Here is a 16,117-nt window from a genome sequence, read left to right as displayed (position 1 = left end):
ATCTCAGGGCTCAGCGCGTTTTGCGACGCGCGCGGCGGCTGGCAAAGGCGAGGGCACCGAGGCCCAGACCCCCGAGCGCAAGGCTGGGCGGCAGCGGGATCGGCGCAACATTGACGAAGGCCTGCACGCTGGCCAGAGCCGCAGCACTGGAGATGTCGGCGCCGTCGTCAAAGACCGTCAGGCCGATCTCGTACTCGCCCGGGGCGAAGGGATCGAACGCCTGATAGTTCGGAGCCAGAGCCCAGAACCCGAAGCCGAGATTCTGCGATTGCTGATTGATGCTTTGCCCTGGCAGCAGGAAGGCAGAGCCGTCGATCAGGAAGGTGCTGACATCCGCGTTTCCGACGGCGGTGTTGAAATCGACGGTCAGATAGACGTCGTAATCGTCAATGGTCTTGCCCGCGCCGAGATCCACGGACCAGTCGACATTCCATAAGGCGAGGCCGGGATCGCTCTCTCCGGCGACGGCGTTATAGACATTGCCCACGGGCACGATGTCGCCCACAAAACGGTCCTTGGCCTTGATACCGATCTCGATATCGTTGCCCGCGTCATTGTTGCGGTCGATGGTGAATTGCTCGTTCGAATTGCCGCTGCCGATGCTGAACGGAATGTCGAGGGTGCTGGCCGATGCGCTGGCCGCGAGGCCGGCAACAAAGGCACAGGTGAGCATGGTGGGTGCGATACGCATGAACTTCCTCCCAACTGGTTACACAGACCTTATCGGTAACAGCCCCGTGAGGCATGACAAGCGTCCGGCGCCAGAAAGAGCGAGTTGTGTCAAAATAATCGAAAAATTGCGGCTTTGTTGCCGAGACCCATCGAAAAATCGCATGGAAGGCATCGGTATTCCCGGCAGGACAGCGTCGAAAGGTTGCGATTGTCCCCATGGGAATAGGGGCCTATAAGCCCCCCATGACATGGTTCGCGGTGATCATTCCCCGAATTAGCAACCCGGCGCTCGCTTGATCCGAGCCGCCGGGCCAAGGCGTATGGGTTTCCGCGCCGCCCTCCTTTTTTGACCGATATGACGATACAGGATGACCGGACATGTGCGCCGACACGCCCAGTGCGAACCAGTACAAAGACACTCTGAACCTCCCGAAAACCTCCTTTCCCATGCGCGCAGGCCTGCCCAAGCGCGAGCCGGAGTGGCTGGCCCGTTGGGAGAAGATCGGGGTCTATGAGCGCCTCCGCGAGAAGGCCAAGACCGAGACACGGCCGAGCTTCACGCTCCATGATGGCCCGCCCTATGCCAACGGGAACCTCCATATCGGCCATGCGCTGAACAAGATCCTCAAGGATATGGTCGTCCGCTCCCAGCAGATGATGGGCAAGGATGCACGCTATATCCCTGGCTGGGACTGCCATGGCCTGCCGATCGAATGGAAGATCGAGGAGAAATACCGCGCCAAGGGGCGAGACAAGGACGAGATCCCGGTGATCGATTTCCGGCAGGAATGCCGGGCCTTTGCCGAGGGCTGGGTCGGTATCCAGCGCGAGGAATTCAAACGTCTGGGAATCACGGGCAATTGGGGCGACCCCTATCTGACCATGAACTTCCATGCCGAGCGCGTCATCGCCGAGGAGTTCATGAAATTCCTCATGACCGGGACGCTCTATCAGGGCTCCAAGCCCGTCATGTGGTCGCCGGTCGAGAAGACCGCTCTGGCCGAGGCCGAGGTCGAGTATCACGACCGCCAGACCGATGCGATCTGGGTGAAATTCCCGGTGACCTCGGCCCGCGCGGTGGTGTCCTCGTTTGAGGGCGCCCATGACACCATGGGCGGCGATGGCGATCTGCTGGCCGAACAACTCGAAGAGGCGGCGGTCATCATCTGGACCACCACCCCCTGGACCATCCCGCAGAACCGGGCGATCTGCTTCGGGCCGGGGATCTCCTATGGGCTCTATGAAGTCACGGAGACGCCGGAGGAATGCTGGGCCGCCGTGGGCGACACCTATGTCATGGCCGATGCGCTGGCCGAAGGCGCGTTGAACCAGGCCCGTGTCGCGGGGTTCACCCGGCGCCGCGACGTGTCGGCCGCCGAGCTTGGGCGCCTGACCTGCGCGCACCCTTTTGCCAAGGCCGATGGGGCTGAGGGCGAGTGGGATTTCGATGTGCCGCTCCTGCCCGGGGATCACGTGACCGATGATGCGGGCACAGGCTTTGTCCACACGGCGCCGAGCCACGGCGATGACGACTACGCCATCGGGGTCAAGCATGGCCTGCCCATGACCTACAATGTCCTCGATGACAGTTCGTACCGCGCGGATCTGCCCTTCTTCGGCGGGGAGTGCATCCTCAAGCCCAATGGCAAGCCGGGCGGGGCGAACAAGGCGGTGATCGCCAAACTGGTCGAGATCGGCGGGCTGCTCGCGCGCCAGCGGATCACGATCTCGGATGCCCATTCCTGGCGCTCCAAGGCGCCGGTGATCCGTCTCAACCGTCCGCAATGGTTTGCCGCCATCGACAAGCCCGTGGGCGACGGCAATGACACCTATGGCGAGACGATCCGCGAGCGGGCGCTGACCTCCATCGACCAGCTGGTGCAATGGACGCCTCAGACCGGGCGCAACCGGCTCTATTCGATGATCGAAGCGCGGCCCGACTGGGTTCTGAGCCGTCAGCGCGCCTGGGGTGTGCCGCTCACCTGTTTTGTGAAGAAAGGCGCGCAATATACTGATCCGGATTACCTTTTGCGGGATCCGGCTGTGAATGCACGCATCGTGGACGCCTTTGAAAACGAAGGCGCGGATGCCTGGTATGCCGAGGGCGCCAAGGCCCGGTTCCTCGGCAATGAGCATGACCCGGAGGCCTATGAGCAGGTCTTTGACATCCTCGATGTGTGGTTCGATTCCGGCTCCACCCATGCCTTTGTGCTGCGGGATCGCGAGGACGGGTCGAGCGATGGGCTCGCCGATCTCTACCTCGAAGGGACGGATCAGCATCGCGGCTGGTTCCACTCCTCGATGCTGCAGGCTTGCGGAACAATCGGGCGGGCGCCCTATCGCGGCGTGCTGACCCATGGCTTCACGCTGGATGCCAAGGGCAACAAGATGTCCAAATCCATCGGCAACACCGTGGCGCCCGAGAAGGTCGTGCAGCAATACGGCGCCGATATCCTGCGGCTCTGGGTGGCGCAGTCCGACTACACGGTCGACCTGCGGATCGGGGATGAGATCCTCAAGAATGTCGCAGACAGCTATCGCCGGTTGCGCAACACCATGCGTTACCTGCTCGGCGCGCTGGAGGGCTTCACCGAGGACATGCGCGTCGACCCGGCGGAGATGCCGGAGATGGAGCGCGCCTTCCTCCACATGATGAGCAACCTCGATGAGCAGGTGCGGGTCGGCTACGAGAAATACGACTTCCAGGGCGTGTTCCAGACGGTCTTCCAGTTCGCGACCGTGGCGCTCTCGGCGCAGTATTTCGACATCCGCAAGGACGCGCTCTATTGTGATCGGGCCGACAGTCTGCGACGCCGCGCGGCCCTGACGGTGATGGATGCGATGTTCCACCGCCTGACCACATGGCTTGCTCCGATCCTCGTCTTCACCATGGAAGAGGTCTGGCTGGAGCGGTTCCCGGGCGAGGAAAACTCGGTCCATCTGCAGGACTTCCCCGAGACGCCTAAGGAGTGGCACCACCCGGAGGCCGTGGGGCGTTGGGACACCTTGCGCGGCGTGCGCCGGGTCGTGACCGGCGGGTTGGAGCTGGAGCGACAGGCCAAGACCATTGGCGCATCTCTGGAGGCTGCGCCCACGGTCCATGTCCCGGCCCATGTGGCGGGGATGATCAAGCCGGAGCTCTTCGCCGATACCTGCATCGTCTCGCAGCTCAAGATCTCGTCGAAGCCCGTGCCGGAAGGCGCCTTCACCCTCCCGGATGTGCCCGGCGTGGGCATGGTGTTTGCCAAGGCCGAGGGGCAGAAATGCCAGCGCTGCTGGAAGATCCTGCCCGATGTGGGCTCCTACGCGCATCCGGGCGTCTGTGCACGCTGCGATGATGCGCTGAGCGCATTGGACGCCGAGTGATCCCGGGTGCCGGGCGCTGACACGCCCGGCCATGGCCCGGTTGACATGTCAACCGGGCGGACCCGCCCCGTGGCGCGCGTTTGGTTTTGGAGACGGATCGGGCGGACTTGCGTTCACAGCTGCGCGATCTGAGACCTCTGGTCTCATTCTGGGCTTCCATCGCTGGGCAGGGGCCTGCCAAGCTCTAGATCCCGAGTGATCGCGCGCAAAAGGCTCCAGCATGACTGAAACATCCTATACCCCGCCCAAGGTCTGGACCTGGGATGGTCCCTCCGGAGGCAAATTTGCTTCCACCAACCGCCCCATCGCCGGGCCCACCCATGATGCGGAGCTGCCAAAGGGCGCGCACCCGCTGCGGCTCTATTCCTTGGCGACGCCCAACGGCGTGAAGGTGACGATACTGCTCGAGGAGCTGCTCGCGGCAGGCCATGCGGGCGCGGAATACGATGCCTGGCCCATCCGCATCGGCGATGGCGACCAGTTCGGCTCCGGCTTTGTCGAGGTGAACCCGAACTCCAAGATCCCCGCACTGCTCGACGAGACGGGCGAGACCCCGATCCGGATCTTCGAATCCGGCGCGATCCTGCTGCATCTGGCCGAGAAATTCGACGCCTTTCTGACCGGCCCCGAGGACCGGGCCGAGATGCTCTCCTGGCTCTTCTGGCAAATGGGCAGCGCCCCCTATCTCGGCGGCGGGTTCGGGCATTTCTACGCCTATGCCCCGGAAAAATGGGAATACCCGATCAACCGCTTCGCCATGGAGACCAAGCGCCAGCTCGATGTGCTCGACCGGCATCTGGCAACGCGCGACTGGATGGCTGGCGAGACTTATACGATCGCCGATATGGCGATCTGGGCCTGGTATGGCCAGCTGGTGCTCGGGCGTCTTTATGATGCGGCGGAGTTCCTGGATGTGGCCAGCTACACCCATGTCATGGACTGGGCGCAGCGGATCGATGCGCGCCCCGCGGTGCAGCGTGGGCGCATGGTCAATCGCCTCTTCGGCGAGCCGTCCATGCAGCTCCATGAGCGCCATGACGCCTCGGATTTCGACACAAAGACCGAGGATAAACGCGTCGCGGCCGAGTGACGCCCGGCTCCGATGACCTCCGCGCCGCGCTCCTGGATCTGGCCCATCGGCGCGGTACGGGCAAAAGCTTCTGCCCGTCCGAGGCGGCGCGCGCGCTGGCCACGGACTGGCGCCCCCTGATGGCGCCGGTCCGCAAGGCGGCAAGCGAGCTCATTCGCGAAGGCCACCTAATCGCGACCCAGAAAGGTCACCCAGTCGATCCGGAAACCGCAAAAGGTCCGATCCGCCTCGCGCTCCGCCCCTCTCATTGTTCCTGAAATACTCCGGGGGTGCGGGGGCTGGCCCCCGTTGGCTCAGGCTTTCGGATGCGCGGCGTTATACACTTCCAGGAGCCGGGTCGCATCCACCGCCGTATAGGCCTGGGTCGTCGAGAGGGAGGCATGGCCCAAAAGCTCCTGAATCGCGCGCAGGTCACCACCCGCCGCCAGCAAATGGGTGGCAAAGGAATGGCGCAGGGCGTGGGGCGTGGCCGTAGCCGGCAGACCGAGCTGCATCCTTGCCTGCTCCATCACCTTGGCCACAAGCCGCGGGTTCAGCCGCCCGCCGCGCACCCCGCGAAAGAGGGGATCCTCCGGCTCGCAGGGATAGGGGCTGAGGGCGAGATAGGCGTCCACGGCGTTCCGGGCGGCGGGCAGAACCGGCACAATCCGCTCCTTGTCACCTTTGCCCCGAATACGCAGAACCTCCGGAAGGGGCGCATCGGCACCTGTCAGCCCAAGCGCCTCCGAGATCCGCAGCCCGCAGCCATAGAGAAGGGTGACCACAGCCACATCCCGTGCGGCAACCCAGCCTTCCTCGGCCTGCAACTCCACCTGCGAGATCATCTGCAGCGCGGCATCCTCGGCCAGCGGGCGCGGCAGCTTGCGCTTATACTTCGGGCTGCGGGCGGCGAGCACGGCAGTGGGTTCGAACCCGTCCCGCTCCCCCAGCCAGCGGAAGAAGGACTTCACCGCCGAGAGCGCTCGGGCCAGAGACCGCGCTGCGAGCCCGCGTCGCCGTTCCGCCGCCATCCAGGCGCGCATGTCCGATTGTGAGACCTCACGCAGGCGCGCGGCCCCGGCCGCCCCGCCATCATGACCCGCGAGAAAGCCGAGAAATCCGGCCACATCCCGGCGATAGGCGGTCAGTGTGGTGTCCGGCGCATCCTCGAGCCCGCGCAAATGGGTCAGCCACGCCTCCAGCAGCGCGGAGGTTCCGGGCTGCAGCGTGATGGTGTTCATGGGATCAGGCGATCCAGCGCAGGATCGCGCGCTCGACCACATGGGCGAAGAAGGCCAGCAGATCCGTACCCTGGTTGGGATGGAAGAGCTCTGCATCCTGCGCCCCGAGGGCCAGAAGGCCGGGCAGGCGGCTCTCGCCGAACTCCAACCGCAGGAGCGCCTCGGACCGGATCTCCGCCCCTTGCGGGCCGTAGAGGCTGGGGTCGACCGCCTCGCGCAGGGTCACCTTGCGGGCGGGCAGCCCCTCGGGCGTACCGATCATGCGATCGATCTCGCCCGCGGGCACGACCTGCAAAATGTCGCGCAGGGCATCGAGGGCCGGGTCCGGCGCCTGCTCATGGCTCTCCAGGACGAGCTGCACCGCATCGACCTTGAGCATCGCCGCCACATCGCCGCCGAGATTGGACAGGAACGCCGTGAAATCCACCGGCTCCAGCACGCTGAGCACGGCCCGATGGATCTGGTTCGTCCCCGCCAGATTGTCATAGGCGGCTGCAATCACGCTGCGATGGGTGTCCTCGAGCCGGTCCAGCCGGGCCTCGAGCCGTTCCATCGCAACACCACGCAGGTCGATGATATTGCCGCCAAGACGCCGCTCATTCGCAGCCATCAGGGCACGCATCACGTCGCGATCCTCCAGAATCGCGTCAGGGGCCTCGATGATCTTTGTCTTCAGATCATGGGGCATCAGGGCTGGATCACTCATGGGCCTGCCGTTCTGTTATGTGTCTGCTCGTCTTATTTTGCGACGAGCTTACACCATCACAGAATCGTCTGGCCAGTTTTTTCCCAGTCTGAGAGGAAAGCCGCCAATCCCTTATCCGTGAGGACATGGTTCGCCATGGCCTTGATCACATTGGGCGGGGCCGTGGCCACGTCCGCACCGATCAGGGCGGCCTCTTTCATGTGGTTCGCACTGCGGATGGAGGCGGCGAGGATCTGGGTCTCGAACCCGTAATTGTCATAGACCGTGCGGATATCCTCGATCAGTTCCATGCCGTCGAGATTGATATCGTCGAGCCGCCCGATGAAGGGGGAGATGAAGGTCGCGCCCGCCTTGGCCGCCAGCAGGGCCTGATTGGCGGAGAAGCACAGGGTGACATTCACCATGCGGCCTTCGTCGGTGAGGGTCTTGCAGGCCTTGAGCCCGTCCCAGGTCAGGGGCAGCTTGATGGTGATGTTGTCGGCGATCTCGGCGAGCTTGCGGCCCTCGGCGATCATGGCGTCGGCTTCGGTGGCCACAACCTCGGCGCTCACAGGGCCGTCGACCAGCTCGCAGATCTCTTTGGTGACCTCGGTGATGTCACGGCCGGATTTCAGGATGATCGACGGGTTTGTGGTCACCCCATCCACCATGCCAAGGTCGTTCAACTCGGCGATCGCGGCGACATCGGCGCTATCTACAAAAAACTTCATGGGCTCGGTTCCCTCGGGGTTGCAGCACTGTTACCGCTCTCATAACGCAGGCGGCAGGACGGGGAAAGGGGCGCAGGGTGCGGTTTGAGACAGGAGATCTGATCGCGGTCCTGACCACTCAGCCTCTGGATCGGACGCTGGACTACAAGGCCCCGGAAGGCGGCTGCGAGATCGGCGATTTCCTCGAAGTGCCGCTCGGACCGCGCAAGGTTCTGGGCGTGGTCTGGGGGCCGGGGCAGGGTGGTTGGGATCCGGCCAAGATCCGCGCCGCGTTCCGGGTGCTCGACACGCCGCCCATGCGCGATGAGATGCGCGCCTTTCTGACCCGCGCGGCCCGCTACACCCTGACCCCGCTGCCCGCGATGCTGCGTCTGGCGACGCGGGCCCCGGGGCTCGGGGATGCCATGTCCATGCGCAAGGTGCTGGTCCCGGGGCAGGGCGAGCCGTCGCGCATGACCGATGCCCGGACCCGCGTGATGGATGCGCTGGCCGAGTATGGCGGCGCACCGGTCACCCAGGCCGAACTGGTCGCAGCAGCCGGTGTCAGTGCCTCGGTGGTCAAGGGGCTTGTGGCGGCTGGCGCGATCTATGAGCAGGACACGCCCCGGGATCTGCCCTATCCGCCGCTCGACGTGGCGCGTCCGGGCAAACCCCTGACCGAAGCGCAGGAGCGCGCGGCAGGCCAGCTCCAGCACGGGATCGAGCGCGGAGAGTACGGCACGACCTTGCTCAAAGGGGTCACCGGCTCGGGCAAAACCGAGGTCTATCTCGAAGCGGTGGCGGCCTGTCTGGCCAAGGGGCGGCAGGCGCTGGTGCTCTTGCCCGAGATTGCGCTGACCTCCGAGTTCCTGACCCGGGTCGAGGCACGGTTTGGCGCGCGCCCGGCGGAATGGCATTCGGGCGTGACCATGACCGAGCGGCGGCGCTGCTGGCGGATGGTGGCCGAGGGCGGCGCCAAGCTGGTGGTCGGCGCGCGCTCGTCGCTGTTCCTGCCGTTTCAGGATCTGGGCCTGATTGTCGTCGATGAAGAGCATGACACTTCCTACAAGCAGGAGGAGGGCGTGCTCTACAATGCCCGCGACATGGCCGTGCTGCGTGCTTCGTTCGCAACCGCGCAGGTGGTGCTCGCCTCGGCCACGCCGAGCCTTGAGAGCTGGGCCAATGCGGAGGCCGGAAAGTATCAGCGCGTGGATCTGGATGCGCGCTTCGGGGATGCGGAACTGCCCGAGATGCGCGCCATCGACATGCGCGCTGAAGAGGTGCCCTTTGGCCGCTGGGTCTCGCCCAGCCTCAAGCGCGCGATCACCGCACGGATCGAGGCCGGGGAGCAGGCGCTTTTGTTCATCAACAGGCGTGGCTATGCGCCGATCACGCTCTGCCGGGCCTGCGGGCACCAGATCGGCTGCGAGATGTGCGATGCCCGCATGGTTGAGCATCGGTTTCAGAAACGGCTCATGTGTCACCAATGCGGTGCGACCCAAGCGGTCCCCGAGGCCTGTCCGTCCTGCGAGGCCGAGGGCAAGATGGCCGCCGTCGGTCCCGGGGTGGAGCGGCTGGCCGAAGAAGCGACCGAGGCCTTTCCCGAGGCGCGGATCGCGGTGCTGTCCTCCGACCTCTTTGGCTCGGCCCGGGCGCTCAAGGCGCAAATCGCCGAGATCGCCGAGGGGGCCGCGGATATCATCATCGGCACGCAGCTTGTGGCCAAAGGGCATAACTTCCCGCTTCTGACGCTGGTCGGGGTGATCGATGCGGATCTCGGGCTGCAGGGGTCGGATCTGCGCGCAGCCGAGCGTACGTTCCAACTCATGCGGCAGGTGGCGGGCCGGGCCGGGCGGGCAGAGCGGCGGGGCGAGGCCCTTTTGCAGACCTACCAGCCCGAACACCCGGTGATCCGCGCGATCCTGACTGGCGATGAGGAGGCGTTCTGGCGGGCTGAAGCGGCGGAACGCCAAGCGGCGGGGATGCCGCCCTATGGTCGCATGGCGGGGATCATCCTCAGCTCACCTGACCTGCAGGAGGTGTTCGACACGGGCAATGCCCTGGCGCGGTTGAATGGGCCGATGACTGCGGCGGGGGCGACAGTCTATGGCCCGGCGCCCGCGCCCATCGCGCGGATCCGGGGGCGGCACCGGGTGCGGCTTCTGGTGACCGCGCCCAAGGGCGTGGCCTTGCAGGACGCGCTGGCCAAATGGACCGCGCAGATCAAGCCCGGTCCCAATCTGCGTCTGTCGATTGATATCGACCCGCAGAGCTTCTTCTGAGAAGCCTTCCGGCCCGAGGGATCAGGCGCGGCGGCGCGTCAGCCCCAGTGCTCCGAGCCCGGCCAGCCCGAGCCACAAGGCGGCGGGCAGGGGGACGGGCGCCACATTGGTCACCATCAACTGACCGGTCACCGCGATATCGTTGGGCGCACGGGAATCGACGGCAAAGAAAGTCGTTTCCACCGCGCTGGAGAAGTCGAGCGCGGCCACAGTCTCCAGGCTGGCATCCAGATCATCGGAGTCGAATTTCCATTCCAGCGTGAAGCTGCTGAAGGCGGCGGAGCTGACGAAATTGCCCGGGTTGAGATAGATCTTCACCGAGTTCAGCCCGTCCTTGTAATTCGCCACGACGAGATAGATCAGCGCGTCAGGCTGCCTTTGATCCACGAAATCATCGCCGATCTGGGCCTGGAAGGCTTCGACCTGGTACACTTTCTGGGCGAAATGGGCATAGCTGCTGGACATGATTTCCGGCCCCGTGACCTGGGCTGTGAAACTCAGCTTGTCCTTGGCGTTCACACCGACGCCGTGTTGGGCGGTCTCCACCTCACCGGTGCCGGAGATCTGGATCGTCGCGGCTGCGGCGCTGAACGCTGTGAGCAGGAGGAGGAAGGTCGATATCAGGAAAATGCGCATAATGAATCCGGTCTCAGAAGATCAATTAAGACTTTCTTAACACAGATTAATGCGTGTTTACTGAGACATAACGCCCTTGGTTAACGTCTTGGGCTTGCTGCGCCGCGGCGCGTCTCGCGCCCCTTGCTGTGCAGGGAAACGAGGCCGGTTACTCGGCCGGAACGCCGCGCGACCCACGCTGATCCACCAGCAGATCGGCGATCACGGCGCCCAGCCACATGCAGGTGAGCGCGAGCCAGGCCGTGCCGGCAAAGATCGACCCGCCCGTGACGCCCGCACCAATGGCGCAGCCCCCGGCCAGCATGCCGCCAAACCCCATCAGGGCCGCGCCGATCATGGATCGCCCCATGGGACCCGCCCCCTCAAAGCCTTGCAAGCGCAGATCCTTGCGGATCCAGGCGGCGAGGAACGCGCCCAGGAAGACACCCGGGACGAGGCCGATATCAAACTCGAGCACCGGATCCGGGATCAGAAAGAACATGAGCATATTCGCCGAAGGCCCTGTAAAGGTTGCGCTTTCGATCTGAACCGGGTCAAAGGCGACCTCGCTCAAGGCAAAGGTCAGGACCCAGCCAAGTGCGACCGCGAACCCCACGCCCGAGGCCATCACCAGCACCCGCGCGCCGATCCTGTTGCGCCGCGCTATCTCCAGCGCGAGGAGGGCCAGAACGAGGCCCAGGACCAAGCCGCTCTCGCGCGGCAGGTGGGCAGCGTCGAGCAGGTTCACATTGCGCCCTCCGCTGGTCATCCACAGCCCGGCGATCCAGTTGCGCGCCGGGGCCAGCACCCCTTGCAGCGCCATGATGGCGACGACGGCGAAGATCAGACCCGACACCACCGAGCGCAGATTGCCCGTCGCCGCCAGTACCAGAAGACGCCCGGAACAGCCCCGCGCGAGCACCATGCCCACCCCGAACAGGAGCCCGCCGACAATCGCCCCGGACCAGGACCCGGTCACGGCCATCATCCGCGCATCCTCGACACGCATCAGGCCCATGAGCGATGCGCCCTGCACCCAGACAAGGGCGGTGGAGAAACACAAAAGCCAGACGGCCATGCGATGTCCGAACTGGCCCCGCGCAAACTCCACGCAAGCTGCCCGCAGGCAAAAGGAGGAGCGTTGGGCCGCGATCCCGAAGACCATGCCAGTGACCAGGCCAAAGAGCGCCGCACTGGGCCCTTCGCCGATCCGCTCCACCAGTGGCAGAATATCCATAGCCCGCGCCCCCTCCAGCATCTGGCATTCGAAAATTGGAATATGTTTGCCATGACCGCGACGATCCGGCTTTGACCCAGATCAGATTTTCCTCGCCAGAGCGCGACCAAGGGCGTAGACCGCGCTCATGCGACTCGTGCCCCTCGCGCAAGCCCCGGATCTGCCCCGTTGGCGGCAGCCGGTGACGCTGCTCTTCCTGATGGCCTTTGCGATGCCCATCGCCTTCGCCACCTGGAGCGCACTTCTGAACAATTTCGTCATCGAAATGGCGGGGTTCGATGGGGTCAATATCGGCTGGCTGCATACCGTGCGCGAGATCCCCGGCTTCCTCGCCGTGGGGGTGATCGCGCTGATCCTGATCGTCCGGGAACAGGTTCTGGGCCTCGCCTCCCTCTGTCTGCTGGGGATCGGCACGGCCCTGACCGGGTTTTTCCCGAGCTATTACGGCATTCTTGCCCTCACCCTGCTCAGCTCGATCGGCTTTCACTATTACGAGACGGTCAACCAGTCGCTCCAGTTGCAATGGATCGCCAAGGAGCGCGCGCCCCAGACCCTCGGCTGGATCGTGGCGGCGGGTTCAGCGGCCTCGCTTCTGAGCTACGGCACGCTGGTGGTGAGCTGGAAAGCCTTCGATCTCAGCTACAGCTTTGTCTACATGACGTCGGGCGGGATCACGGCGGCCATCGCGATCATTTGCATGATCGCCTATCCGCAGTTTGAATCCCCCAACCCGCAAAACAAGCGCATGGTGCTGCGGCGGCGCTACTGGCTCTATTACGCACTGCAGTTCATGTCCGGCGCCCGGCGACAGATCTTCGTGGTCTTCGCGGCCTTCATGATGGTCGAGCGCTTCGGCTTCGAGGTCCATGAGGTCACGGCGCTCTTCCTGATCAACTTCGTGGCCAACATGCTCTGCGCGCCGCTCATGGGCAAAGCTGTCGCCCGGTTCGGCGAGCGCAATGCGCTGGCCTTTGAATATGTCGGACTGATCTGCGTGTTCCTGGCCTATGGCGGGATCTACTGGCTGGGCTGGGGAATGATGGTGGCCGCAGCGCTCTATGTGCTGGATCATCTGTTCTTCGCGCTGGCCTTTGCGCTGAAGACCTATTTCCAGAAGATCGCCGATCCGGCCGATATCGCGCCCACGGCTGCAGTGGCCTTCACGATCAACCATATCGCGGCGGTGTTTCTGCCTGCTTCGCTGGGCTATCTCTGGGTTGTGTCCCCGGGCGGGGTGTTCTGGCTCGCGGCGGGCATGGCGGCCACGTCCCTGTGTCTGGCGCTGCTGATCCCGCGCCATCCGGAGCCGGGGCGCGAGACGATCTTCCAGGCGCGAATGGCGGCGCCTGCGGAGTAAACCCGATCAGTTGGCTGGCGCTGACGAGACTTGCCGGAGCCCAATCCGCAGCCCGATGCGGATCGAGATATACTGGGCCACCAGTGCGACCATGAAAATCAGAGTTGTCAGCCAGGTGACGGTCCCGAGGCTCGTTTCGGCGGCAATGACGCTGAACTCGTTGGGTCCACCCGCATGCATATAGAGCCAGAGAAAGGCGAGGCTGGCGAGGCCCATGACCACGGTCGCGACCATGGCAAAGTGCCGCCGTTCGCATGTGGTCGGGTTGCGCCCGTTGAGACGGGCAAAGAGGGCGCTGACCAGCACGGCGGCGAGCATGGCCCCGACAAAGGGCAGACCAGCGCTGGGCGCGACCCCCACCAGATCCGCCCCAACCGCGAGCCCATAGCTGAGGAAGGCGCTCGCCACGAAGAAGATGATCTGTAGCAGGCCGGTTTGCGTCATCGGGTCCTCCTTGCTGCGCCGTGCGATCCCTGTCTGAGACAAGTTTGTCGGCCAAGCAGGGCGCGGGCGGGGCAGGGTCAGGGCAGGGCGGTGACCGTTCCGTGACCTCGGGCGGAGTGGAATCTGGACCTGCGGATCCCTATATCCTTCTCACCCCCCAAAAACAGGAGACCGCCAATGTTCTTCATGAGCCGCAAGAAAGCCGAAATGATCAGCGCCGCCGATGCCCTGCCCGGGCGCGCGAATGCGATCCCGACGGCAGAGACCCATCACATCTCGGGGCGTCCCCTGACGCTGGATGTGCCGGAGGGTCTCGATGTGGCGATGTTCGGCATGGGCTGTTTCTGGGGTGTGGAGCGGATGTTCTGGAAGCTCGACGGGGTCTACCTGACCATGGTGGGCTATGCGGGCGGCTTCACCCATAACCCCACCTATCAGGAGGTCTGCTCGGGTCAGACCGCCCATAATGAAGTGGTCCGCGTGGTGTTTGATCCGGCGGTGATTTCCTATGACGCGCTGCTGCAGGTCTTCTGGGAGGGGCATGACCCGACCCAGGGCATGCGCCAGGGCAATGATATGGGCACCCAGTACCGCTCCGGGATCTATACGAGCTCCGACGCGCAGGCCGAGATGGCCCAGGCGAGCAAGGCGGCCTTCGCGCCGCGTCTGCTGTCGGCGGGCTACGGGGCAATCACGACTGAGATTCTGCCCGCGCCGGAGTTCTACTTTGCCGAGGATTACCACCAGCAATACCTCTCGAAGAACCCCAATGGGTATTGCGGGATTGGCGGGACGGGCGTGACCTGCCCGATCGGCACGGGTGTCGCCCAGGCGGGCTGACCGGGGCCGTTTCAGTCGCTGAGAGCGCAGGACGGGCGGCCTGACGGTCCCCATCGCAACAGACCGGGGCAGGGGCCAACCCTTGCCCCGCGACACGGTGCATGGAATACCAACGGCTCAATCCTGCGCCCGACCCTCACCGGGCCCACGTCCCGGAGCCCTGATCATGCCCACCTTCACTGCCCTCACCACCTTGCCCGGCAAGGCGGCTGCCGAACGTCTTGGCGAAGCGCTTGAGACCATGACGCCCGAACCCACCGGGGTCGGTGTGTTCGAGATCGAGGATGGGTCGGGGCTCTGGGAAGTAGGGGCCTATTTCATCGAGGCGCCGGATGTGGCCGGGCTCGCGCTGTTGGCGGCGGCCTTTGAGGCCAAGCCCTTCTCCGTTTCGGAGCTGCCGGAGACTGATTGGGTGGCCAAGGTCAAACGGGAGCTGTCGCCGGTCACCGCGGGGCGCTTTTTCCTTTATGGCAGCCATGATGCGGACGCGGTTCCGGCGGACGCGGTGCCCTTGCTGATCGAGGCCGCCATGGCCTTTGGCACCGGGCATCACGGCACGACCCAGGGCTGCCTGCGCGCTTTTGACGATCTTCTGACCCAAGGAGCGCCCATGGGCCCGGTGCTCGATGTGGGCTGCGGGACGGCGGTGCTGGCCATGGCCGCGGCGCGGGTGCTTGACGATGTGCCTATCGTGGCCAGCGATATCGACCCCGTGGCCGTGGAGGTCGCCGAAGCCAATCTGGCCGCCAACGGGATGGCCGGGCAGGTCCAGTGCCTGGAAGCGACGGGTCTCGACCATCCGCAGATCGCGGGCCAGGGCCCCTATATGCTGGTCTTTGCCAATATCCTGAAAGGGCCGCTGATCGATCTGGCCCCGTCCATCGCCGGAGCGATGGCCTCTGGCGGGCATGTGATCCTGTCGGGACTGTTGAACGAGCAGGCGCAGGATGTGATCGACGCCTATGGCGCGGCGGGGCTCGATCTGCAGGCGCAATGGGCGATTGGCGAGTGGACGACCCTGACCCTGTCGCGGCCCTGACCGGGCCGACCACTTCTGGCGGGGTTTAACCTTAACGAAAGGTTACTCTATCCCGAGGGGGTTTTAGAAAAGTATCTTCAAATTCAAATTGAATTTCGGAGATACCCGATGTCACAGGATGACAATCTGGCTCTGTTCGGAGACCGGGTGGAAAAGATCACCGCGGCCCATGCGGCCGATCGAAAACCTGCCCGCGACCGGGTGAACCGGGGCTATCGCGGCGAAGGCTCCATGCTGCCTCTGGGCAAGATCCTTCTGGCTTGCGTGCTTTATATCGCGCTCAAGGGGCTCGCGATTGCGGTGATGTCCGAAGGGACCTATCGCACCCATGTCATGTATCTCGAGACCGGGACCATGACCGAACGTTTCGTCGGGGCCGCGCTCGCGCCTGACCGCCTCTCGCTTGAGCTGGCCCGACGCCTGTCGCTGTGATCGGGGATCGGGTGCAGCAGGTTTAGTGCCCTGCGCGCCCTTGGATGCACTGATACAGGACGACAGCAAAAAGCGCGCCTCTCGGGGCGCGCTTTTTGACGTTCGGGTCTTTGGTCCTGTCCGGACCT

General features: G+C 64.6%; 15 protein-coding genes. 8 read left to right on the top strand and 7 right to left on the bottom strand.

Annotated elements, in window-relative coordinates:
- Positions 1 to 10: 10 nt before the first annotated feature.
- Positions 11 to 691 (bottom strand): hypothetical protein, encoded by a 681-nt coding sequence (locus tag ACP153_RS01360; protein ID WP_424969170.1) that lies wholly within the window; start codon positions 689 to 691, stop codon positions 11 to 13.
- Positions 692 to 1,050: 359 nt separating this feature from the next.
- Between ACP153_RS01360 and ileS the strand changes: the two genes are divergently transcribed.
- From ileS to ACP153_RS01345, 3 genes are all read left to right on the top strand, one after another.
- A complete protein-coding gene (gene ileS / locus ACP153_RS01355; RefSeq protein ID WP_424969169.1) occupies positions 1,051 to 4,038 on the top strand; it encodes an isoleucine--tRNA ligase in 2,988 nt (995 codons plus the stop codon).
- Positions 4,039 to 4,258: 220 nt separating this feature from the next.
- Entirely contained in the window at positions 4,259 to 5,128 is an 870-nt protein-coding gene (gene yghU, locus ACP153_RS01350) for a glutathione-dependent disulfide-bond oxidoreductase (protein WP_424969168.1), read from the top strand.
- Positions 5,125 to 5,385, top strand: coding sequence for a DUF3253 domain-containing protein (locus ACP153_RS01345; RefSeq protein ID WP_424969167.1), 261 nt, complete (start codon positions 5,125 to 5,127; stop codon positions 5,383 to 5,385). The genes yghU and ACP153_RS01345 overlap by 4 nt, the downstream gene beginning before the upstream one ends.
- A 36-nt stretch (positions 5,386 to 5,421) precedes the next feature.
- Here ACP153_RS01345 and ACP153_RS01340 read toward each other — a convergent pair whose 3' ends face one another.
- Genes ACP153_RS01340 through fsa form a run of 3 tightly spaced genes read right to left on the bottom strand, consistent with a single transcriptional unit; the run spans position 5,422 to position 7,764 of the window.
- The gene (locus ACP153_RS01340; protein WP_424969166.1) at positions 5,422 to 6,348 is read right to left on the bottom strand and encodes a tyrosine recombinase XerC; all 927 of its coding nucleotides are present in this window, start codon (positions 6,346 to 6,348) and stop codon (positions 5,422 to 5,424) included.
- A 4-nt stretch (positions 6,349 to 6,352) separates the two neighbouring features.
- Positions 6,353 to 7,054, bottom strand: a complete 702-nt coding sequence (locus tag ACP153_RS01335) for a DUF484 family protein (RefSeq protein WP_424969165.1) — start codon at positions 7,052 to 7,054, stop codon at positions 6,353 to 6,355.
- A gap of 56 nt (positions 7,055 to 7,110) precedes the next feature.
- Positions 7,111 to 7,764, bottom strand: coding sequence for a fructose-6-phosphate aldolase (fsa, locus tag ACP153_RS01330; protein ID WP_424969164.1), 654 nt, complete (start codon positions 7,762 to 7,764; stop codon positions 7,111 to 7,113).
- 77 nt (positions 7,765 to 7,841) lie between these two features.
- Here fsa and ACP153_RS01325 point away from each other — a divergent pair, with 77 nt between their 5' ends.
- The gene (locus ACP153_RS01325) at positions 7,842 to 10,025 is read left to right on the top strand and encodes a primosomal protein N' (protein ID WP_424969163.1); all 2,184 of its coding nucleotides are present in this window, start codon (positions 7,842 to 7,844) and stop codon (positions 10,023 to 10,025) included.
- Positions 10,026 to 10,046: 21 nt separating this feature from the next.
- On the opposite strand, the gene ACP153_RS01320 is transcribed toward ACP153_RS01325, so the two are convergent.
- Both ACP153_RS01320 and ACP153_RS01315 read right to left on the bottom strand, forming a co-directional pair.
- Entirely contained in the window at positions 10,047 to 10,661 is a 615-nt protein-coding gene (locus ACP153_RS01320; protein WP_424969162.1) for a hypothetical protein, read from the bottom strand.
- Between the two features lie 148 nt (positions 10,662 to 10,809).
- Positions 10,810 to 11,877 (bottom strand): YeeE/YedE family protein, encoded by a 1,068-nt coding sequence (locus ACP153_RS01315; RefSeq protein WP_424969161.1) that lies wholly within the window; start codon positions 11,875 to 11,877, stop codon positions 10,810 to 10,812.
- Positions 11,878 to 12,004: 127 nt separating this feature from the next.
- Between ACP153_RS01315 and ACP153_RS01310 the strand changes: the two genes are divergently transcribed.
- Positions 12,005 to 13,234 (top strand): MFS transporter, encoded by a 1,230-nt coding sequence (locus tag ACP153_RS01310; protein WP_424969160.1) that lies wholly within the window; start codon positions 12,005 to 12,007, stop codon positions 13,232 to 13,234.
- A gap of 6 nt (positions 13,235 to 13,240) precedes the next feature.
- Here ACP153_RS01310 and ACP153_RS01305 read toward each other — a convergent pair whose 3' ends face one another.
- Positions 13,241 to 13,678: an ABZJ_00895 family protein gene (locus tag ACP153_RS01305; protein ID WP_424969159.1), complete on the bottom strand. Its 438-nt coding sequence runs from the start codon at positions 13,676 to 13,678 to the stop codon at positions 13,241 to 13,243.
- 177 nt (positions 13,679 to 13,855) lie between these two features.
- On the opposite strand from ACP153_RS01305, the gene msrA reads away from it, so the two are divergent.
- The 3 genes from msrA to ACP153_RS01290 all read left to right on the top strand — a co-directional run bounded on the left by msrA (position 13,856) and on the right by ACP153_RS01290 (position 15,989).
- Positions 13,856 to 14,518 carry a peptide-methionine (S)-S-oxide reductase MsrA gene (msrA, locus tag ACP153_RS01300; protein ID WP_424969158.1) on the top strand — a complete coding sequence of 221 codons (663 nt, stop codon included), beginning with the start codon at positions 13,856 to 13,858 and terminating at the stop codon, positions 14,516 to 14,518.
- A gap of 166 nt (positions 14,519 to 14,684) precedes the next feature.
- Entirely contained in the window at positions 14,685 to 15,557 is an 873-nt protein-coding gene (locus ACP153_RS01295) for a 50S ribosomal protein L11 methyltransferase (protein ID WP_424969157.1), read from the top strand.
- A 108-nt stretch (positions 15,558 to 15,665) separates the two neighbouring features.
- Positions 15,666 to 15,989 carry a hypothetical protein gene (locus tag ACP153_RS01290; protein ID WP_424969156.1) on the top strand — a complete coding sequence of 108 codons (324 nt, stop codon included), beginning with the start codon at positions 15,666 to 15,668 and terminating at the stop codon, positions 15,987 to 15,989.
- The last annotated feature ends 128 nt before the right edge of the window (positions 15,990 to 16,117 follow it).

This window comes from Dinoroseobacter sp. S76 (assembly GCF_049801095.1).
GTDB lineage: Bacteria > Pseudomonadota > Alphaproteobacteria > Rhodobacterales > Rhodobacteraceae > Dinoroseobacter.
The sequence above is the reverse complement of the archived record's forward strand: the minus strand, read 5'-3'. Positions and strand labels throughout refer to the sequence as shown.